Consider the following 13,290-nt stretch of genomic DNA (forward strand, 5'->3'; position numbering starts at 1 on the left):
CGTCTGCGCCCGTAACCCCCTAAGTTATACCGGATGAAACCATCCGCCCGTGGTGCGCTCCAAATTTTGCGACCGTCTTCCCTTTGCGCAGAGCCCAACGATGCAATTCTTATCCAACCCCCACGGCTGTGAAGGCTGGGCCGGTGAAATGGCCCAGCGGATCCGCGCGTTCGATTGGTCGGCCACTGACCTGGGCCCCATCGACCGCTGGTCCACCAGCCTGGCGTGCACCGTGCAGATGATGTTGGCGTCGCCTGTGCCGATGGTGATGCTGTGGGGGCGGTTGGGCTACATGATCTACAACGACAGTTATTCAGCGTTTGCGGGTGGTCGGCACCCTTATTTGCTGGGCACGCCGGTGGAGCTGGGTTGGCCGGAAGTGGCCGATTTCAATCGGCATGTGGTGGACACCTGCCTGGCGGGCGGCACTCTGTCGTTCAACAACAAGGACCTGGTGCTGTTGCGTAATGGCAAACCGGAGAATGTGTGGCTGGACCTCTACTACAGCCCGGTCGCTGGCGATAACCAGCAGCCGGCCGGTGTGTTGGCAATTGTGGTGGAAACCACTGAACACGTGCACTCAGAACGCCTGCGCCAGGAACTGACCCATAACCTGGAGCAGCGGGTAGCCGCCGAGGTGCAAGCGCGCTCCGCCGCCGAGGACCAGTTGCGCCAGTCGCAGAAGCTGGAGGCCATCGGCGGCCTCACCGGTGGCGTGGCCCACGACTTCAATAACCTGCTGCAGGTGATCGCCGGCAACCTGCACCTGCTGGCCCGTCATGAGCCGGATAACGCCCAGGTGCAGCGCCGTGTGACGGCGGCCATTGCGGCCGTGGAGCGCGGTGCCAAGCTGTCGTCGCAACTGCTCGCGTTTGCCCGGCGCCAACCGTTGTCGCCTGCCGTCTACAACCCGCAGCGCATCTACGCGGGCCTGGGCGAACTGCTGCAACGGGCGCTGGGCGAAACCATCCATATCGACGTGCAACTGCCCCAGGACTCCTGGTGCATCAACGTCGACCGCAACCAACTGGAAAACGCGCTGCTCAACCTGGCGATCAATGCCCGCGACGCCATGAAGGGCGAGGGCGTGATTCGGATTACCGGCGAAAACATTATCCTCAACCCCGCCGATTGCGCGGGTAAAAGCATCAAGCCCGGCGAGTATGTGCGCCTGGCGGTGACGGACACCGGCGTCGGCATGCCGCCTTCAATCCTCAAGCGCGCGTTTGAACCGTTTTTCACCACCAAGCGCGAAGGCCACGGCACCGGCCTGGGCCTGAGCATGGTATTTGGCTTTGTGCGCCAGAGCGGCGGGCATGTGGAGATGTGGAGCGAGGAGGGCAAGGGCTCGGTGGTGCAGATGTATTTCCCCCATAGCCTGGACCCGGAAAGCTTCGATGTGCCTATCGACCAGGTGCCACACAGCGGCGGACAGGAAACCATCCTGGTGGTGGAAGACAACGAAGGTGTGCGCCTGACCGTCGTCGAGTTGCTGGAACAGTCGGGCTACACCGTACTCACCGCCGAAGACGGCGACCGCGCGATGCTGGCGCTGGAAGGCGGCTTGCAGCCCGACCTGATTTTTACCGATGTGGTCATGCCTGGCCGCCTCAAGAGTACCGACCTGGCCGACTGGGCCCGCGCGCAACACCCGCCGGTGGCGGTGCTGTTCACCTCCGGCCACACCCGCGACATCCTTTCCAGCAATCACCTGCTGAGCCCCGATATTCATTTGCTGAGCAAACCCTACAGCCCCGAAGCCCTGACGCAACGGGTGCGCAGCGTGCTCACCGCTCGATAAGGTTGACCATGACTTCACAGCGCAACATCCCCCAACACCTCGGTTTCGTGCGGGTGCGTGGCGCCCGCGAACACAACCTGCGCAACGTCGATGTGGACATTCCCCGCGATGCCCTGGTGGTGTTCACCGGGGTATCGGGTTCGGGCAAGTCGTCCCTGGCGTTTTCCACGGTGTATGCCGAGGCGCAGCGGCGGTATTTCGAGTCGGTGGCGCCGTATGCGCGGCGGCTGATTGATCAGGTCGGCGTACCGGACGTGGATTCCATCGAAGGCCTGCCACCCGCCGTGGCCCTGCAACAACAGCGCGGCACGCCGAGTGCGCGCTCGTCGGTGGGCAGTGTTACCACCTTGTCGAGCCTGATCCGCATGTTGTATTCCCGTGCTGGCAGTTACCCGCCGGGGCAGGCGATGCTGTATGCCGAGGACTTTTCGCCCAACCTGCCACAAGGCGCTTGTCCCCAGTGCCACGGCCTGGGGCGTGTGTATGAAGTGACTGAAGCGCTGATGGTGCCCGACCCCTCGCTGACCATCCGCCAGCGCGCGGTGGCGTCTTGGCCGCTCGCGTGGCAGGGCCAGAACCAACGCGACATCCTGGTGACCTTGGGTTATGACGTGGACATCCCGTGGCGCGACCTGCCGAAAAAGCAGCGCGACTGGATCCTGTTCACCGAAGAAACCCCGACTGCACCGGTGTATGCGGGCTTCACCCCGGAACAAACCCGCGATGCGTTGAAACGCAAGCTGGAGCCGAGCTACCAGGGCACGTTCATGGGCGCACGGCGTTATGTCTTGCACACCTTCACCCACACTCAAAGTGCGCTGATGAAAAAGCGCGTGTCGCAGTTCATGCAGGGCAGCGCCTGCCCGTCGTGCGCGGGCAAGCGCCTCAACAAGGCCGCGCTGTCGGTGAAGTTTGCCGGGGTGGACATTGGTGAGCTGTCGCAACTGTCGCTGGCACAGTTGGCCGACCTGCTGCGCCCGGTGGCGGCGGGGCAGGACAAGATGAAACTGTCCGTGGAAAAACGCTTGGCGGCGCAACGCATTGCCCAGGACTTGTTGGAGCGCGTCAGTACTTTGACCGAGTTGGGCTTGGGCTACCTGTCCCTTGAGCGCAGTACACCGACCTTGTCGTCCGGAGAGTTGCAGCGGTTGCGGTTGGCCACGCAATTGGGCTCGCAGTTGTTCGGCGTGATCTACGTGCTGGACGAACCCTCCGCTGGCTTGCACCCCGCCGATGGTGAGGCGTTGTTTAGCGCGTTGGATCGGTTGAAAGCAGCAGGCAATTCGTTGTTTGTGGTGGAGCATGACCTGGAAACCATGCGCCGCGCCGACTGGCTGATCGATGTCGGCCCGGCGGCCGGCGAGCACGGTGGGCAAGTGTTGTACAGCGGGCCACCGGCCGGTTTGGCAGAGATTGAAGCGTCACAGACCCGCGAGTATTTGTTTGCCGAAAAGCGCGTGTCGACCCCGGTGCGTCGCGAGCCCAGCGGCTGGTTGAAGTTGGAAGGCGTGACGCGCAATAACCTCAAGGACCTGAACGTGGATTTCCCGTTGGGCTGCTTCACTGCGGTGACCGGAATTTCTGGCTCGGGCAAGTCCAGCCTGGTCAGCCAGGCGCTGCTGGAGCTGGTTGGCAGTGGCCTGGGGCGCGTGCTGGAAAACGACGAAGAACCGAGCCTTGAAGATGACGCACCGCAAGCCAGTGGCGGGCGAATCAGCGCCGGGCTGGAGCACGTCCGACGCCTGGTGCAAGTGGACCAGAAGCCCATCGGTCGCACGCCTCGTTCCAACCTGGCGACCTACACTGGGTTGTTCGACAACGTACGCAAACTGTTTGCCTCCACGCCGGCGGCCAAGAAACGTCACTACGACGCCGGGCAGTTCTCCTTCAACGTCGCCAAGGGCCGTTGCCCCAACTGTGAAGGCGAAGGTTTTGTCAGCGTCGAGTTGCTGTTCATGCCCAGCGTGTATGCGCCATGCCCCACCTGTCACGGTGCGCGCTACAACCCCGAGACCCTGGCGATCCAATGGCAAGGCTTGAACATCGCCCAAGTGCTGGGGTTGACGGTGGAGCAGGCAGTCGAAGTGTTCGCCGAGCAGCCTGGGGTGCTGCGCTCATTGCAGGTACTGCGCGATATCGGCTTGGGGTATCTGCGCCTGGGTCAGCCGGCTACAGAGTTGTCCGGCGGTGAAGCGCAGCGCATCAAGCTGGCCACTGAACTGCAACGCAATGCACGGGGCGCCACCTTGTATGTGCTGGATGAGCCGACCACTGGCTTGCATCCACGGGACGTGGACCGTTTGCTCAGCCAGTTGAATCACTTGGTGGAGGCTGGGCATACGGTGGTTGTGGTCGAGCATGAAATGCGCGTAGTCGCGCAGAGTGATTGGGTGATCGATATCGGCCCGGGGGCGGGGGACTTGGGGGGCAAGGTCGTTGTTTGCGGCAAGCCGCAGAAAGTCGCCAAAAGCAAAGCCAGCCGCACCGCACCCTTCCTGGCCCGCGAGCTTATCTAGCAGACAATGCAGATCAAAGGTGGGAGCGGGCTTGCTCGCGAATGCAGGGTGTCAGTCACTGCATCTGGTACTGAACTACAGCATTCGCGAGCAAGCCCGCTCCCACATTTTGATCAGTGTTGGGTCAGTTGGATCTGCGCTTTGGCCTGTTTCACTACATGCTCAACGGTGAACCCAAACTTCTCCTGCAATTTGGCCAGCGGTGCCGACGCGCCGAAGCTGTTCATCACCACTTTGGCTCCGGTCTGCCCCACATACCGGTCCCAACCCAAGGGACCTGCCTGTTCCACCACAACCCGCGCCGTGACCGCTGGCGGTAAAACGCTGTCGCGATACGCTTGGTCCTGGTCTTCGAACAGCTCCCAACTGGGCATTGAAACCACTTGCGCGGCAACCCCTTCGTTTTTCAATTGCTCATAGGCCGCCACCGCTAGGCTGACTTCACTGCCCGTTGCCAACAGAATCACCTGCGGCTTATCCGCGCCAGCCAACACGTAGGCACCCTTGGCGGCCCCCGACGCCGAAGCGTACTTGGTCCGATCCAGCGTCGGCAGCGCCTGGCGCGACAACACCAGGCAGCTTGGCCGATGAGTTTGCGCGAGCGCGACCTTCCACAGCTCCAGGGTTTCATTCGCGTCGCCAGGGCGTAGGGTCAACAACCCCGGTGTTGCGCGCAATTGGGTCAGGTGCTCGATTGGCTGGTGTGTTGGGCCGTCTTCACCTACGCCGATCGAGTCGTGGGTAAACACGAACACCACCGGCAATTCCATGATGGCTGCCAGGCGGATCGGCGGTTTCATGTAGTCGCTGAACACCAGGAAGGTCGAGGTGTAAGGCCGCAGGTAAGACAACGCCATGCCATTGGCAATCGCTCCCATGGCGTGTTCGCGGATGCCGAAATGCAGGTTGCGGCCGCTGTAGTCCTCGGCACTGAAACGCCCAGCGCCGTCGAACGTTAGATTGGTCTTGGTCGAGGGTGACAAGTCCGCCGACCCGCCCAGCAGCCAGGGGATGTGTTGCGCAAAGGCATTCAGCACCTCGCCGCCAGACGCGCGGCTGGCGATGCCCTTTGCGTCAGCCGCGAAGCTGGGTAGATGGGCCTGCCATTGCTCGGGCATTTCCCCGGCGCGCATCCGCTGCAGTTCATCCGCCCGTTGCGGGTCGAGGTTCGCCAGGGTCTGGTTCCATTGTTGATACAGCGGCTCGGCACGTGTGAGTAGCGCGTTGCGCAGTACCGTGCGCGCTTCATCAGGCACCAGGAAGCTGGAATCCTCGGGCCAGCCATAGGCGGCCTTGGTCAGGCGAATTTCTTCATCACCCAATGGCTCACCATGGGCCGCGGCGGTGTTGTGCTTGTGGGGCGAACCGTAGCCGATCACGCTGTCGACCACGATCAGAGTGGGCGCGCCGGTGTTGGTCTTGAAGGTTTCCAGGGCCGTACTCAACGCAGCCAGATCGTTGGCATCCGTGACATGCAACGTGTGCCAGCCATACGCCTGGAAGCGCTTGATCACATCCTCGCTGAAGGCCAGTTCGGTGTGGCCTTCGATGCTGATGGTGTTGTTGTCGTAAATCCAGCACAGGTTATCCAGCTTCAAGTGCCCGGCCATCGACGCCGCTTCGCTGCTGATGCCTTCCATCATGTCGCCATCACCGCACAGGGAGTAGACGTTGTAGTCGAACAGCACCTGGCCATCACGGTTGAAGCGCTCCCCCAACCAGCGCCCGGCCATGGCCATGCCCACGCTGTTGGCGCAGCCCTGGCCGAGGGGGCCGGTGGTGGTTTCCACGCCCGTGGTCATGCGGTACTCAGGGTGGCCGGGGGTCTTGGAACCCATTTGCCGGAACTGCTTGATATCGTCCAGGCTGATCGCCGGCAGGCCCGAGCGCTTGCCGTGGGCGTCAATTTCAACCACACCGGCCAGATGCAGCAGCGAATACAACAACATCGAGGCATGCCCCACCGACAACACAAAGCGGTCGCGGTTGGGCCAGTCGGGATGTTCGGGGTGGTAACGCAGGAACCGGCTCCACAACGTATACCCCACCGGCGCCAAGCCCATGGGCGTGCCGGGGTGGCCCGAGTTGGCCTTTTGCACGGCGTCCATCGCCAAGGTGCGGATTGTGTTGATGCATTGGGTGTCGACTGCGGTGGCGGCGTGAGTCATGAAACCGGTCTCCCTCGGGTGGCTATCTAGAGTGGAGGGCAGGGCGGGGTAAAGGTTTGATCCCAACGCGCACGCAGCGACGAACGGAGCGTATTGACCTCGGACATGACAAGACCCCTCGCAATGGTCTAGCTTCAAGGGCGTAGGCCATTGATCAACATGCGGAGGTACGTCATGCCAGTGAAACACGACCTGTATCAGGACTTGGGGTTGAGCAAGGAAGTCGTTCACGAACGCAGGGCGAGCGACAAACGCCTGGACTCACTGCTCACTCAGTACGACGCCGCCGACGGGGAGGTGTTGAAGGCGGAATCGGCAAGCGCCAGCGATGAGGATGTGGAGAAGCTGAAGAAAAAGCGGCTGTTGGTCAAAGACAAGATTGTGGAGCAGTTGGGTTGAGCCAACGTTCCGGCATCTGGTCATATTTGTTCAGAATTGTCTAAGGGACAGCGTTCGATTCGCTCCCTATGATGCCCACCGTCCACCCGGCTCTGGGGACTGTTGCGGCGCAAGGATTGCGCTGGTGAGCCGGGCGGGCACCTTCTTTTATGCCAGCAGCGCTTGGGTGCATTCATCCATCGAGCGCTGTTGCGTCTGCTCATACAGCTTGAGTTCATCAATCGTCCGGCGACCCAGCGCCTTCTCGAACTCGGCCTGGTTCGAATTGGCTGCGTAGTGACTCTGCGCCGCATCCCCCAGGTTCGACTGGAAGATCCCCGCTGCACTTACCGGCAGGAAATCTTCGTACACCAACGGTTCCACCTCCACATCTCCCGCAGCGATCAGTGCATCCAGCGTGCGCGGTTGAGCGGCTGTGCCGCGTGCCGCCAAGCCTTGTTGGGTGGGGAAATAGCGGAAGTACGCCAGGCCCTGTTCGCGCATCTGTGCGTGATCGTCCGGGAAGGCCTGGAAGTGTTGCTCCATCAACTGCATATAGCGCGCGGCGTTGCCCTCATTGGGGAAGGCGCCCAGTTCGTCGCGCGCGGCGTTCAGCAATTGGTCGTAAAGGGCACGGCCTTTAGGCGTGAGCGCCACGCCGCGCTGTTCGATTTCGCCGAAGCGTGCGCTGTGGCTGCCTTTGGCGTCGGTGAAGGCGATGGGCTCGTCGAGCGCCTTGAAGCTGGTCTGGCGCAGCAGAATCGGGCAGTGGCGGCGCGGCGGGCCTTCGATCACGGCCTTGGGGGTGATGCCTTTGCCGGGCATGGCGGCCTGGACCTGGTCGATGTCCAGGGTGCGTGGGGTCAGGTGATTGATATGTGGGCCCTTGAAGGCCACCACGTCGGCGATCAAGCGATGCTGGTCGCTGAGTTGCTGGTACTGGGCGCTGGTGACGGTGGCGGTGTGGTGCCAGCGAAAGGTTTCCAGGGCCTGGCGGATGAATTCATCGGCGTCGGTGGCGTTGAGGCCGCCATCGTTTTCGGCCTGTTCGATCAGCGCCAGGGCGCCGGGGGTGAAGATTGCGCGCTTGGCCAAGGCGGTTTCGGCAAAGGTTCGCAGGTCTGGGTTTTCGATCAGTTCCAGGCGCAGCAATGAGGTGAACACGCGAAACGGGCTGGTTTGCAGCGCACGCTCATGCACGGCGCGAAAGGCGGTGGAGTGCACCGGCACTCCCGCTGGGGTCAGGTCGTAATAGCCCACCGGCTGCATGCCCATCACCGCAAACAGGCGGCCAATGGTGGCCAGCTCATAAGGCGTGCCTAGGCGGATGGCACCGTGGCGTTCGAGGTCCAGGCGCTGGATTTCGCCGGTGCGTTGCAGCTGCTGCGCAAGCTCCGGTTCGCTGTTGAGCACGCGGTTATTGGTCTCGGCTACCAGCTCCATCAACGCGCCGTAGAGTGGAACTTCATCTCGGTACATATCGGACATGGCCTTGGAAAAGCCCTTGCGGATCTCGTCTGGGCTGATATGTGCGGCGGTTGGCATAGAAAAATTCCTGATAGCAAGGGCGGTGAAATAGCCGATGCCAGGATTTTGTTGGGCTGGCGGTGTGCGTGCAAACGAAGAATCTTCAGGACTTCATTCTGCAAATGAATGAGATGACGTGAATATGACAAAAAACGGCCTTTTGAAAATTTCATTTTCCGGCGGTTTTCCTAACTAATTCTTCACGGAGTCGGCCCCGCCCGGCATGAAAGAATCGTTACGTTCGCAGGGATGAAAACGCCGTTTTGCACATCGCACACATAAAAAAATGTTTAGGGGCCGTCGTTAATGAAAATTTCTACACTGGCGTTATCCATCACCGCCGCCGTTCTTGCACAACAAGTTTATGCGGACGACTTCGGGCTTGGCTCACTGGGCACGGGCACCGGTCACAGCGGTTTCCTTGAAGACAGCCATGCGTCCGTCAGTTCACGGACCATGTACTACAGCGCCGACAACCGCTCGGGCAAAAACAACGACCTGCGCGAAACCGCAACAGCGCTGCGTTTTGACTACAAGTCCGGCTACACCCAAGGCACCCTTGGCGTCGGTTTCGACGTGATGGCGTTCGGTGCCTTGCGCCTTGATGGTGGCGATGGCCACACCGCAGGCGCAGGCCTGTCGGGTAACGGCAACAGCTTCTTCCCGACCAAGAACAACGGCACCGAACCTGCCGATTCCTTCGGCCGTGCTGCAGGCAACGTGAAGTTCCGTATCTCCCAAACCGAGTTGCACGTCGGTGGCGGCTTGGCGCCGGTACTGCCAATCCTGGTGTCCAACGACAGCCGCGTGGCACCGCAAACCTTTGATGGCGGCATCCTGACGTCGAATGACATTCCCAACGTCACCTTCACCGGTGGTGAGCTGAACCACGCCCAGGGCCGTGCGTCGAGCAACTCCACCGGCTTGAGCGTTGCCGGCGGCACCCGCGACAGCAACAGCTTCAAGTTCGGTGGTGTGGACTACAAACCCTTTGGCTCTTCCGACAATGCCATCGCGAAAAACCTGACGTTGCAGTACTACTACTCCAACCTTGAGGACTTCTACAAACAAAACTACGTCGGCCTGGTCCACGTACTGCCGTTGGGCAATGACCAGTCGTTCAAGACCGACCTGCGTTACTTCGACAGCACCAGTGACGGCCAGAACGGCGAAACCGGCTACAAGTTCAACAACAACGGTGGTTATGCCAAGCACGCCGGCGAAGTCGACAACAAAACCTACAGTGCAGCGTTCACTTACCAATTGGGCGGCAGCAGCCTGATGCTCGGCCACATCGGTGTGGGCGGCGATGGCGGCTTCGTCTGGGTCAACCAGGGCAGCCTTGCCGATCCACATGCACAGGGCGCAGGGGGCAGCGACTTCTACCTGTTCACCGATGCCGTGGTGGGCCAGTTCTCCCGTGCGGGTGAGCAGGTCAACTTTGGCCAATACGCGTATGACTTCAAAGCCTACGTTCCAGGCCTGAAAGCATCCGTGGCGTATCTGGACGGCAAGGACATCAAGTCGGCTGTAGCCGGTGGCCCTGACCAGAAGGAAAACGAAACCGACTTCCGCCTGGACTATGTCGTGCAAGCCGGTCCTCTGAAAGGCTTCGGTACCACCCTGCGTACCGGTACGTATCACGGTAAAAACACCGGCACCGCGGACCAGGATCAAACTCGCCTGATCTTCAACTACACCTACGCAATCTTCTAAACCTTCATGTGCACACGGGCGTGGATGGGTTCTACACTGCTCCTCTCTTTGTAGGAGATGGAGGACCCAATGACGGCCACGCCCGTAACCCGAATTCTCGACACAATTGAAGGCCAGCGCCTGGCAACCCAAGAGGCCGAGCGTTGGCGTGAGTGGGGCCCTTACCTAAGTGAACGCCAATGGGGCACGGTGCGCGAAGACTACAGCGCCGATGGCGATGCCTGGGCTTACTTCCCCCATGAACATGCCCGCAGCCGCGCCTACCGTTGGGGCGAGGATGGCTTGGCCGGTTTCAGTGACAAGGCGCAACGCTGGTGCCTGGGCCTGGCTCTGTGGAACGAGCGCGACACCATCCTCAAGGAACGCCTGTTCGGCCTGAACAACGCCGAGGGCAACCACGGTGAAGACGTCAAGGAACTGTACTTTTTCGTCGATGGCGTACCGAGCCATGCCTACATGCGCATGCTCTACAAATACCCCCATGCCGCATTCCCCTACGCCGACCTGATCAACGAAAACGCCCGCCGTGGGTTGGCCGACGCCGAGTACGAGATCCTCGATACCGGAGTGTTCGAAGACAACCGCTATTGCGATGTCAGCGTCGAATACGCCAAGCACCAGCCCGACGATATCTTCATGCGGGTCACCGTACACAACCGTTCGGATCAGCCGACGCGCCTGCAGGTACTGCCTCAATTGTGGGCGCGCAATGACTGGAGTTGGACTGCTGATGCGCCCAGGCCGCAACTGAGCATGGAGGGCGAGCCCGTACTGGCCCGTCATCATGAGTTGCCAGACCGTCACTTGAGTGCCTGGGGCCAGAACGGGGTGCAATGGCTGTTCTGTGAAAACGACAGCAACTATCCATTGCTCGATGGGCAAGCGGCACCGGGGCCGTTCAAGGATGGGATCAATGATTACGTGGTGGATGGGCGCGAGGGGGCCATTCGCCGTGACCACGGTACCAAGGTCGCTGCGCGGTTTATCCTTGAACTGGCGGGCCTGGAAAGCAAAACCCTGTACCTGCGTTTCGCGCCCGTGGACGCGCCCGAGGTCAACGCACGCAAGCTGTTCGAACAACGCCGCCAGGAAGCCGACGACTTCTACGCCGCACTGCAACACAACCTCGCCGATGCGGACGCGCGCAACGTACAGCGCCAGGCCCTGGCCGGGTTGCTGTGGTCCAAGCAGCTCTATTATTTCGACGTGAACCAATGGCTCGACGGCGACCCGGCCCAGCCTGCACCGCCGCCCGAGCGCCTGCATATTCGCAATACCCATTGGCGGCACCTGTCCAACTTCGACATTCTCTCGATGCCTGACACCTGGGAGTACCCGTGGTACGCCTCGTGGGACCAGGGCTTCCAGGCGGTGGCGTTTGCGTTGATCGATCCGGGGTACGCCAAGCAGCAATTGCTATTGCTGGTGAAGGACCGCTTCATGCACCCCAATGGCCAGTTGCCGGCTTATGAGTGGCGTTTCGACGACGCCAACCCGCCGGTGCACGCGTGGGCCAGTTGGCGGGTATACCAGCAGGACAAGGCGCTGAACGGCGTGGGCGATATGGATTTTCTTGAACGGATTTTCCACAAGCTGCTGCTGAATTTTTCCTGGTGGGTCAACCGCAAGGACGCCGAGGGGCGCAACCTGTTCCAGGGTGGGTTCCTCGGGTTAGACAATATCGCCCTGTTCGACCGCTCGGCCACGTTGCCTGAGGGCTATCAGCTCGACCAGGCAGATGGAACAGCATGGGTGGCGGCGTATGCGCTGGACTTGATGCGTATCGCTTTGGAGCTGGCCAAGCGCAATCCGGTCTACGTCGATATCGGGGTGAAATTTTTCGAACACTTCTTGTATATCGCCGGCGCCATCAACCGGGTGGACGATAGCGCCGAAGGCTTGTGGGATGAACAGGACCTGTTTTTCTACGACGTGCTGCACCGCCCCGACGGGCAAAACGAACCGGTCCGCCTACGCTCCATCGTCGGGCTGATGCCGCTGTTCGCCGTGTTGGTGTTGGAGCAGCGCGAGCATGAAGGCTTGGAGGGTTTGCGCGAACGGCTATTAGGCTTCATGAAGCACCGGCCCGACCTGGCCAAACTGGTTTCACGCTGGAATGAACCGGGGCAGGGCAATCGGCTGTTGCTGGCGCTGCTGCGGGGTGAGCGTACCAAGGACCTGCTGCGACGCATGCTGGATGACCGTGAGTTCCTGTCGACGTTTGGCGTGCGCTCACTGTCCAAGGCTTTCGCCGAGCAGCCGCTGGCGTTGAAGATGAACGGCAACACCTTGAGTGCCAGCTACCAACCCGGCGAATCCGACTCACGCCTGTACGGCGGCAACTCCAATTGGCGCGGGCCGTTGTGGATGCCGGTGAACTACATGCTGATTGAATCGCTGCGCGAGTTTCACCGCTACTACGCGGACAATTTCTCGGTGGAGTACCCGACAGGCAGTGGGTATCTGTCGTCTCTTGAAGAGGTGGCTGACAGCCTTAGTCAGCGACTAACCGGGTTGTTTCTGCGAGATGAGAATGGCCTGCGGCCGTCGATGGCGGGGTATGCACAGTTGGAAGCCGACCCGGCGAGCCGCGATCTGGTGCTGTTCCATGAGTATTTTCATGGGGACACCGGGCGTGGGTTGGGGGCATCGCATCAGACGGGGTGGAGTGCGTTGGTCGCATTATTACTGCAACCCAAAACTGCATGACCTAAGCGGACTCAATCCGTCGGATTGCCTGCTCACTACAGGCGTCAATATTCGGGGCAAAAAAAATCCCGCCTCGAAAGGCGGGATTCAGGATCAGCTGTCAATCAAGCTGGGAACAGCTCGCTCAGCTTCATCGCCAGCATCATGTCGCCTTCGGTGCGCAGTTTGCCGCTCATGAAGGCCTGCATGCCGTCGGTCTCGCCGCTGACGATGCCTTCCATGGTTTCGCCGTCGGTCACCAAGGTCACCTGGGCGTCTGGGTTTTCGCCTTCCAGCAGTTCGCAGGTGTTGTTTTTCACCACCAGCGAGAAGTTCTGGGTGTCGTCGATACGGAAACCGAACACCAGGTCCAGGCCGTCGGCAGCGGCTGGGTTGAATTTGGCTTTCATTGCTTCTACAGCTTTGGCTACGTCAGTCATGGTTTCGATCCTTTAGGGTAGAGTCCAGTGACCTTGGGGTCACGGTTGGCCGCAGT

General features: G+C 60.9%; 8 protein-coding genes. 5 read left to right on the forward strand and 3 right to left on the reverse strand.

What is annotated here, in order from left to right; all coding sequences use genetic code 11:
• The first annotated feature begins 100 nt into the window (after positions 1 to 100).
• Together CFE47_RS01350 and uvrA are read left to right on the forward strand one after the other, a co-directional pair.
• Positions 101 to 1,801, forward strand: coding sequence for an ATP-binding protein (locus CFE47_RS01350; protein WP_286835158.1), 1,701 nt, complete (start codon positions 101 to 103; stop codon positions 1,799 to 1,801).
• 8 nt (positions 1,802 to 1,809) lie between these two features.
• Positions 1,810 to 4,317 carry an excinuclease ABC subunit UvrA gene (gene uvrA, locus CFE47_RS01355; protein ID WP_286835159.1) on the forward strand — a complete coding sequence of 836 codons (2,508 nt, stop codon included), beginning with the start codon at positions 1,810 to 1,812 and terminating at the stop codon, positions 4,315 to 4,317.
• 113 nt (positions 4,318 to 4,430) lie between these two features.
• Here the strand turns inward: uvrA and tkt are convergent, their stop codons facing one another.
• Positions 4,431 to 6,485 (reverse strand): transketolase, encoded by a 2,055-nt coding sequence (gene tkt, locus CFE47_RS01360; RefSeq protein ID WP_286835160.1) that lies wholly within the window; start codon positions 6,483 to 6,485, stop codon positions 4,431 to 4,433.
• A gap of 174 nt (positions 6,486 to 6,659) precedes the next feature.
• Here tkt and CFE47_RS01365 point away from each other — a divergent pair, with 174 nt between their 5' ends.
• Positions 6,660 to 6,884: a DUF465 domain-containing protein gene (locus tag CFE47_RS01365; RefSeq protein WP_185705421.1), complete on the forward strand. Its 225-nt coding sequence runs from the start codon at positions 6,660 to 6,662 to the stop codon at positions 6,882 to 6,884.
• 147 nt (positions 6,885 to 7,031) lie between these two features.
• Here CFE47_RS01365 and hglS read toward each other — a convergent pair whose 3' ends face one another.
• Positions 7,032 to 8,408 (reverse strand): 2-oxoadipate dioxygenase/decarboxylase HglS, encoded by a 1,377-nt coding sequence (gene hglS / locus CFE47_RS01370; protein WP_286835161.1) that lies wholly within the window; start codon positions 8,406 to 8,408, stop codon positions 7,032 to 7,034.
• A gap of 288 nt (positions 8,409 to 8,696) precedes the next feature.
• Here hglS and CFE47_RS01375 point away from each other — a divergent pair, with 288 nt between their 5' ends.
• Entirely contained in the window at positions 8,697 to 10,106 is a 1,410-nt protein-coding gene (locus CFE47_RS01375) for an OprD family outer membrane porin (protein ID WP_286835162.1), read from the forward strand.
• A gap of 69 nt (positions 10,107 to 10,175) precedes the next feature.
• Positions 10,176 to 12,815, forward strand: a complete 2,640-nt coding sequence (locus CFE47_RS01380; protein ID WP_286835163.1) for an MGH1-like glycoside hydrolase domain-containing protein — start codon at positions 10,176 to 10,178, stop codon at positions 12,813 to 12,815.
• Between the two features lie 104 nt (positions 12,816 to 12,919).
• On the opposite strand, the gene CFE47_RS01385 is transcribed toward CFE47_RS01380, so the two are convergent.
• Positions 12,920 to 13,234: an SCP2 sterol-binding domain-containing protein gene (locus CFE47_RS01385; RefSeq protein WP_095016621.1), complete on the reverse strand. Its 315-nt coding sequence runs from the start codon at positions 13,232 to 13,234 to the stop codon at positions 12,920 to 12,922.
• Positions 13,235 to 13,290: the final 56 nt, after the last annotated feature.

Source organism: Pseudomonas sp. PGPPP1 (assembly GCF_002255865.1).
Taxonomy (GTDB): domain Bacteria; phylum Pseudomonadota; class Gammaproteobacteria; order Pseudomonadales; family Pseudomonadaceae; genus Aquipseudomonas; species Aquipseudomonas cremoris.

What these genes read in the sequence shown, in the direction of transcription:
- tkt (WP_286835160.1), bottom strand. Translation starts at nt 6,485, where the DNA reads ATGACTCACGCCGCCACCGCAGTCGACACCCAATGCATCAACACAATC.
- CFE47_RS01350 (WP_286835158.1), top strand. Translation starts at nt 101, where the DNA reads ATGCAATTCTTATCCAACCCCCACGGCTGTGAAGGCTGGGCCGGTGAA.
- uvrA (WP_286835159.1), top strand. Translation starts at nt 1,810, where the DNA reads ATGACTTCACAGCGCAACATCCCCCAACACCTCGGTTTCGTGCGGGTG.
- CFE47_RS01385 (WP_095016621.1), bottom strand. Translation starts at nt 13,234, where the DNA reads ATGACTGACGTAGCCAAAGCTGTAGAAGCAATGAAAGCCAAATTCAAC.
- CFE47_RS01375 (WP_286835162.1), top strand. Translation starts at nt 8,697, where the DNA reads ATGAAAATTTCTACACTGGCGTTATCCATCACCGCCGCCGTTCTTGCA.
- hglS (WP_286835161.1), bottom strand. Translation starts at nt 8,408, where the DNA reads ATGCCAACCGCCGCACATATCAGCCCAGACGAGATCCGCAAGGGCTTT.
- CFE47_RS01380 (WP_286835163.1), top strand. Translation starts at nt 10,176, where the DNA reads ATGACGGCCACGCCCGTAACCCGAATTCTCGACACAATTGAAGGCCAG.
- CFE47_RS01365 (WP_185705421.1), top strand. Translation starts at nt 6,660, where the DNA reads ATGCCAGTGAAACACGACCTGTATCAGGACTTGGGGTTGAGCAAGGAA.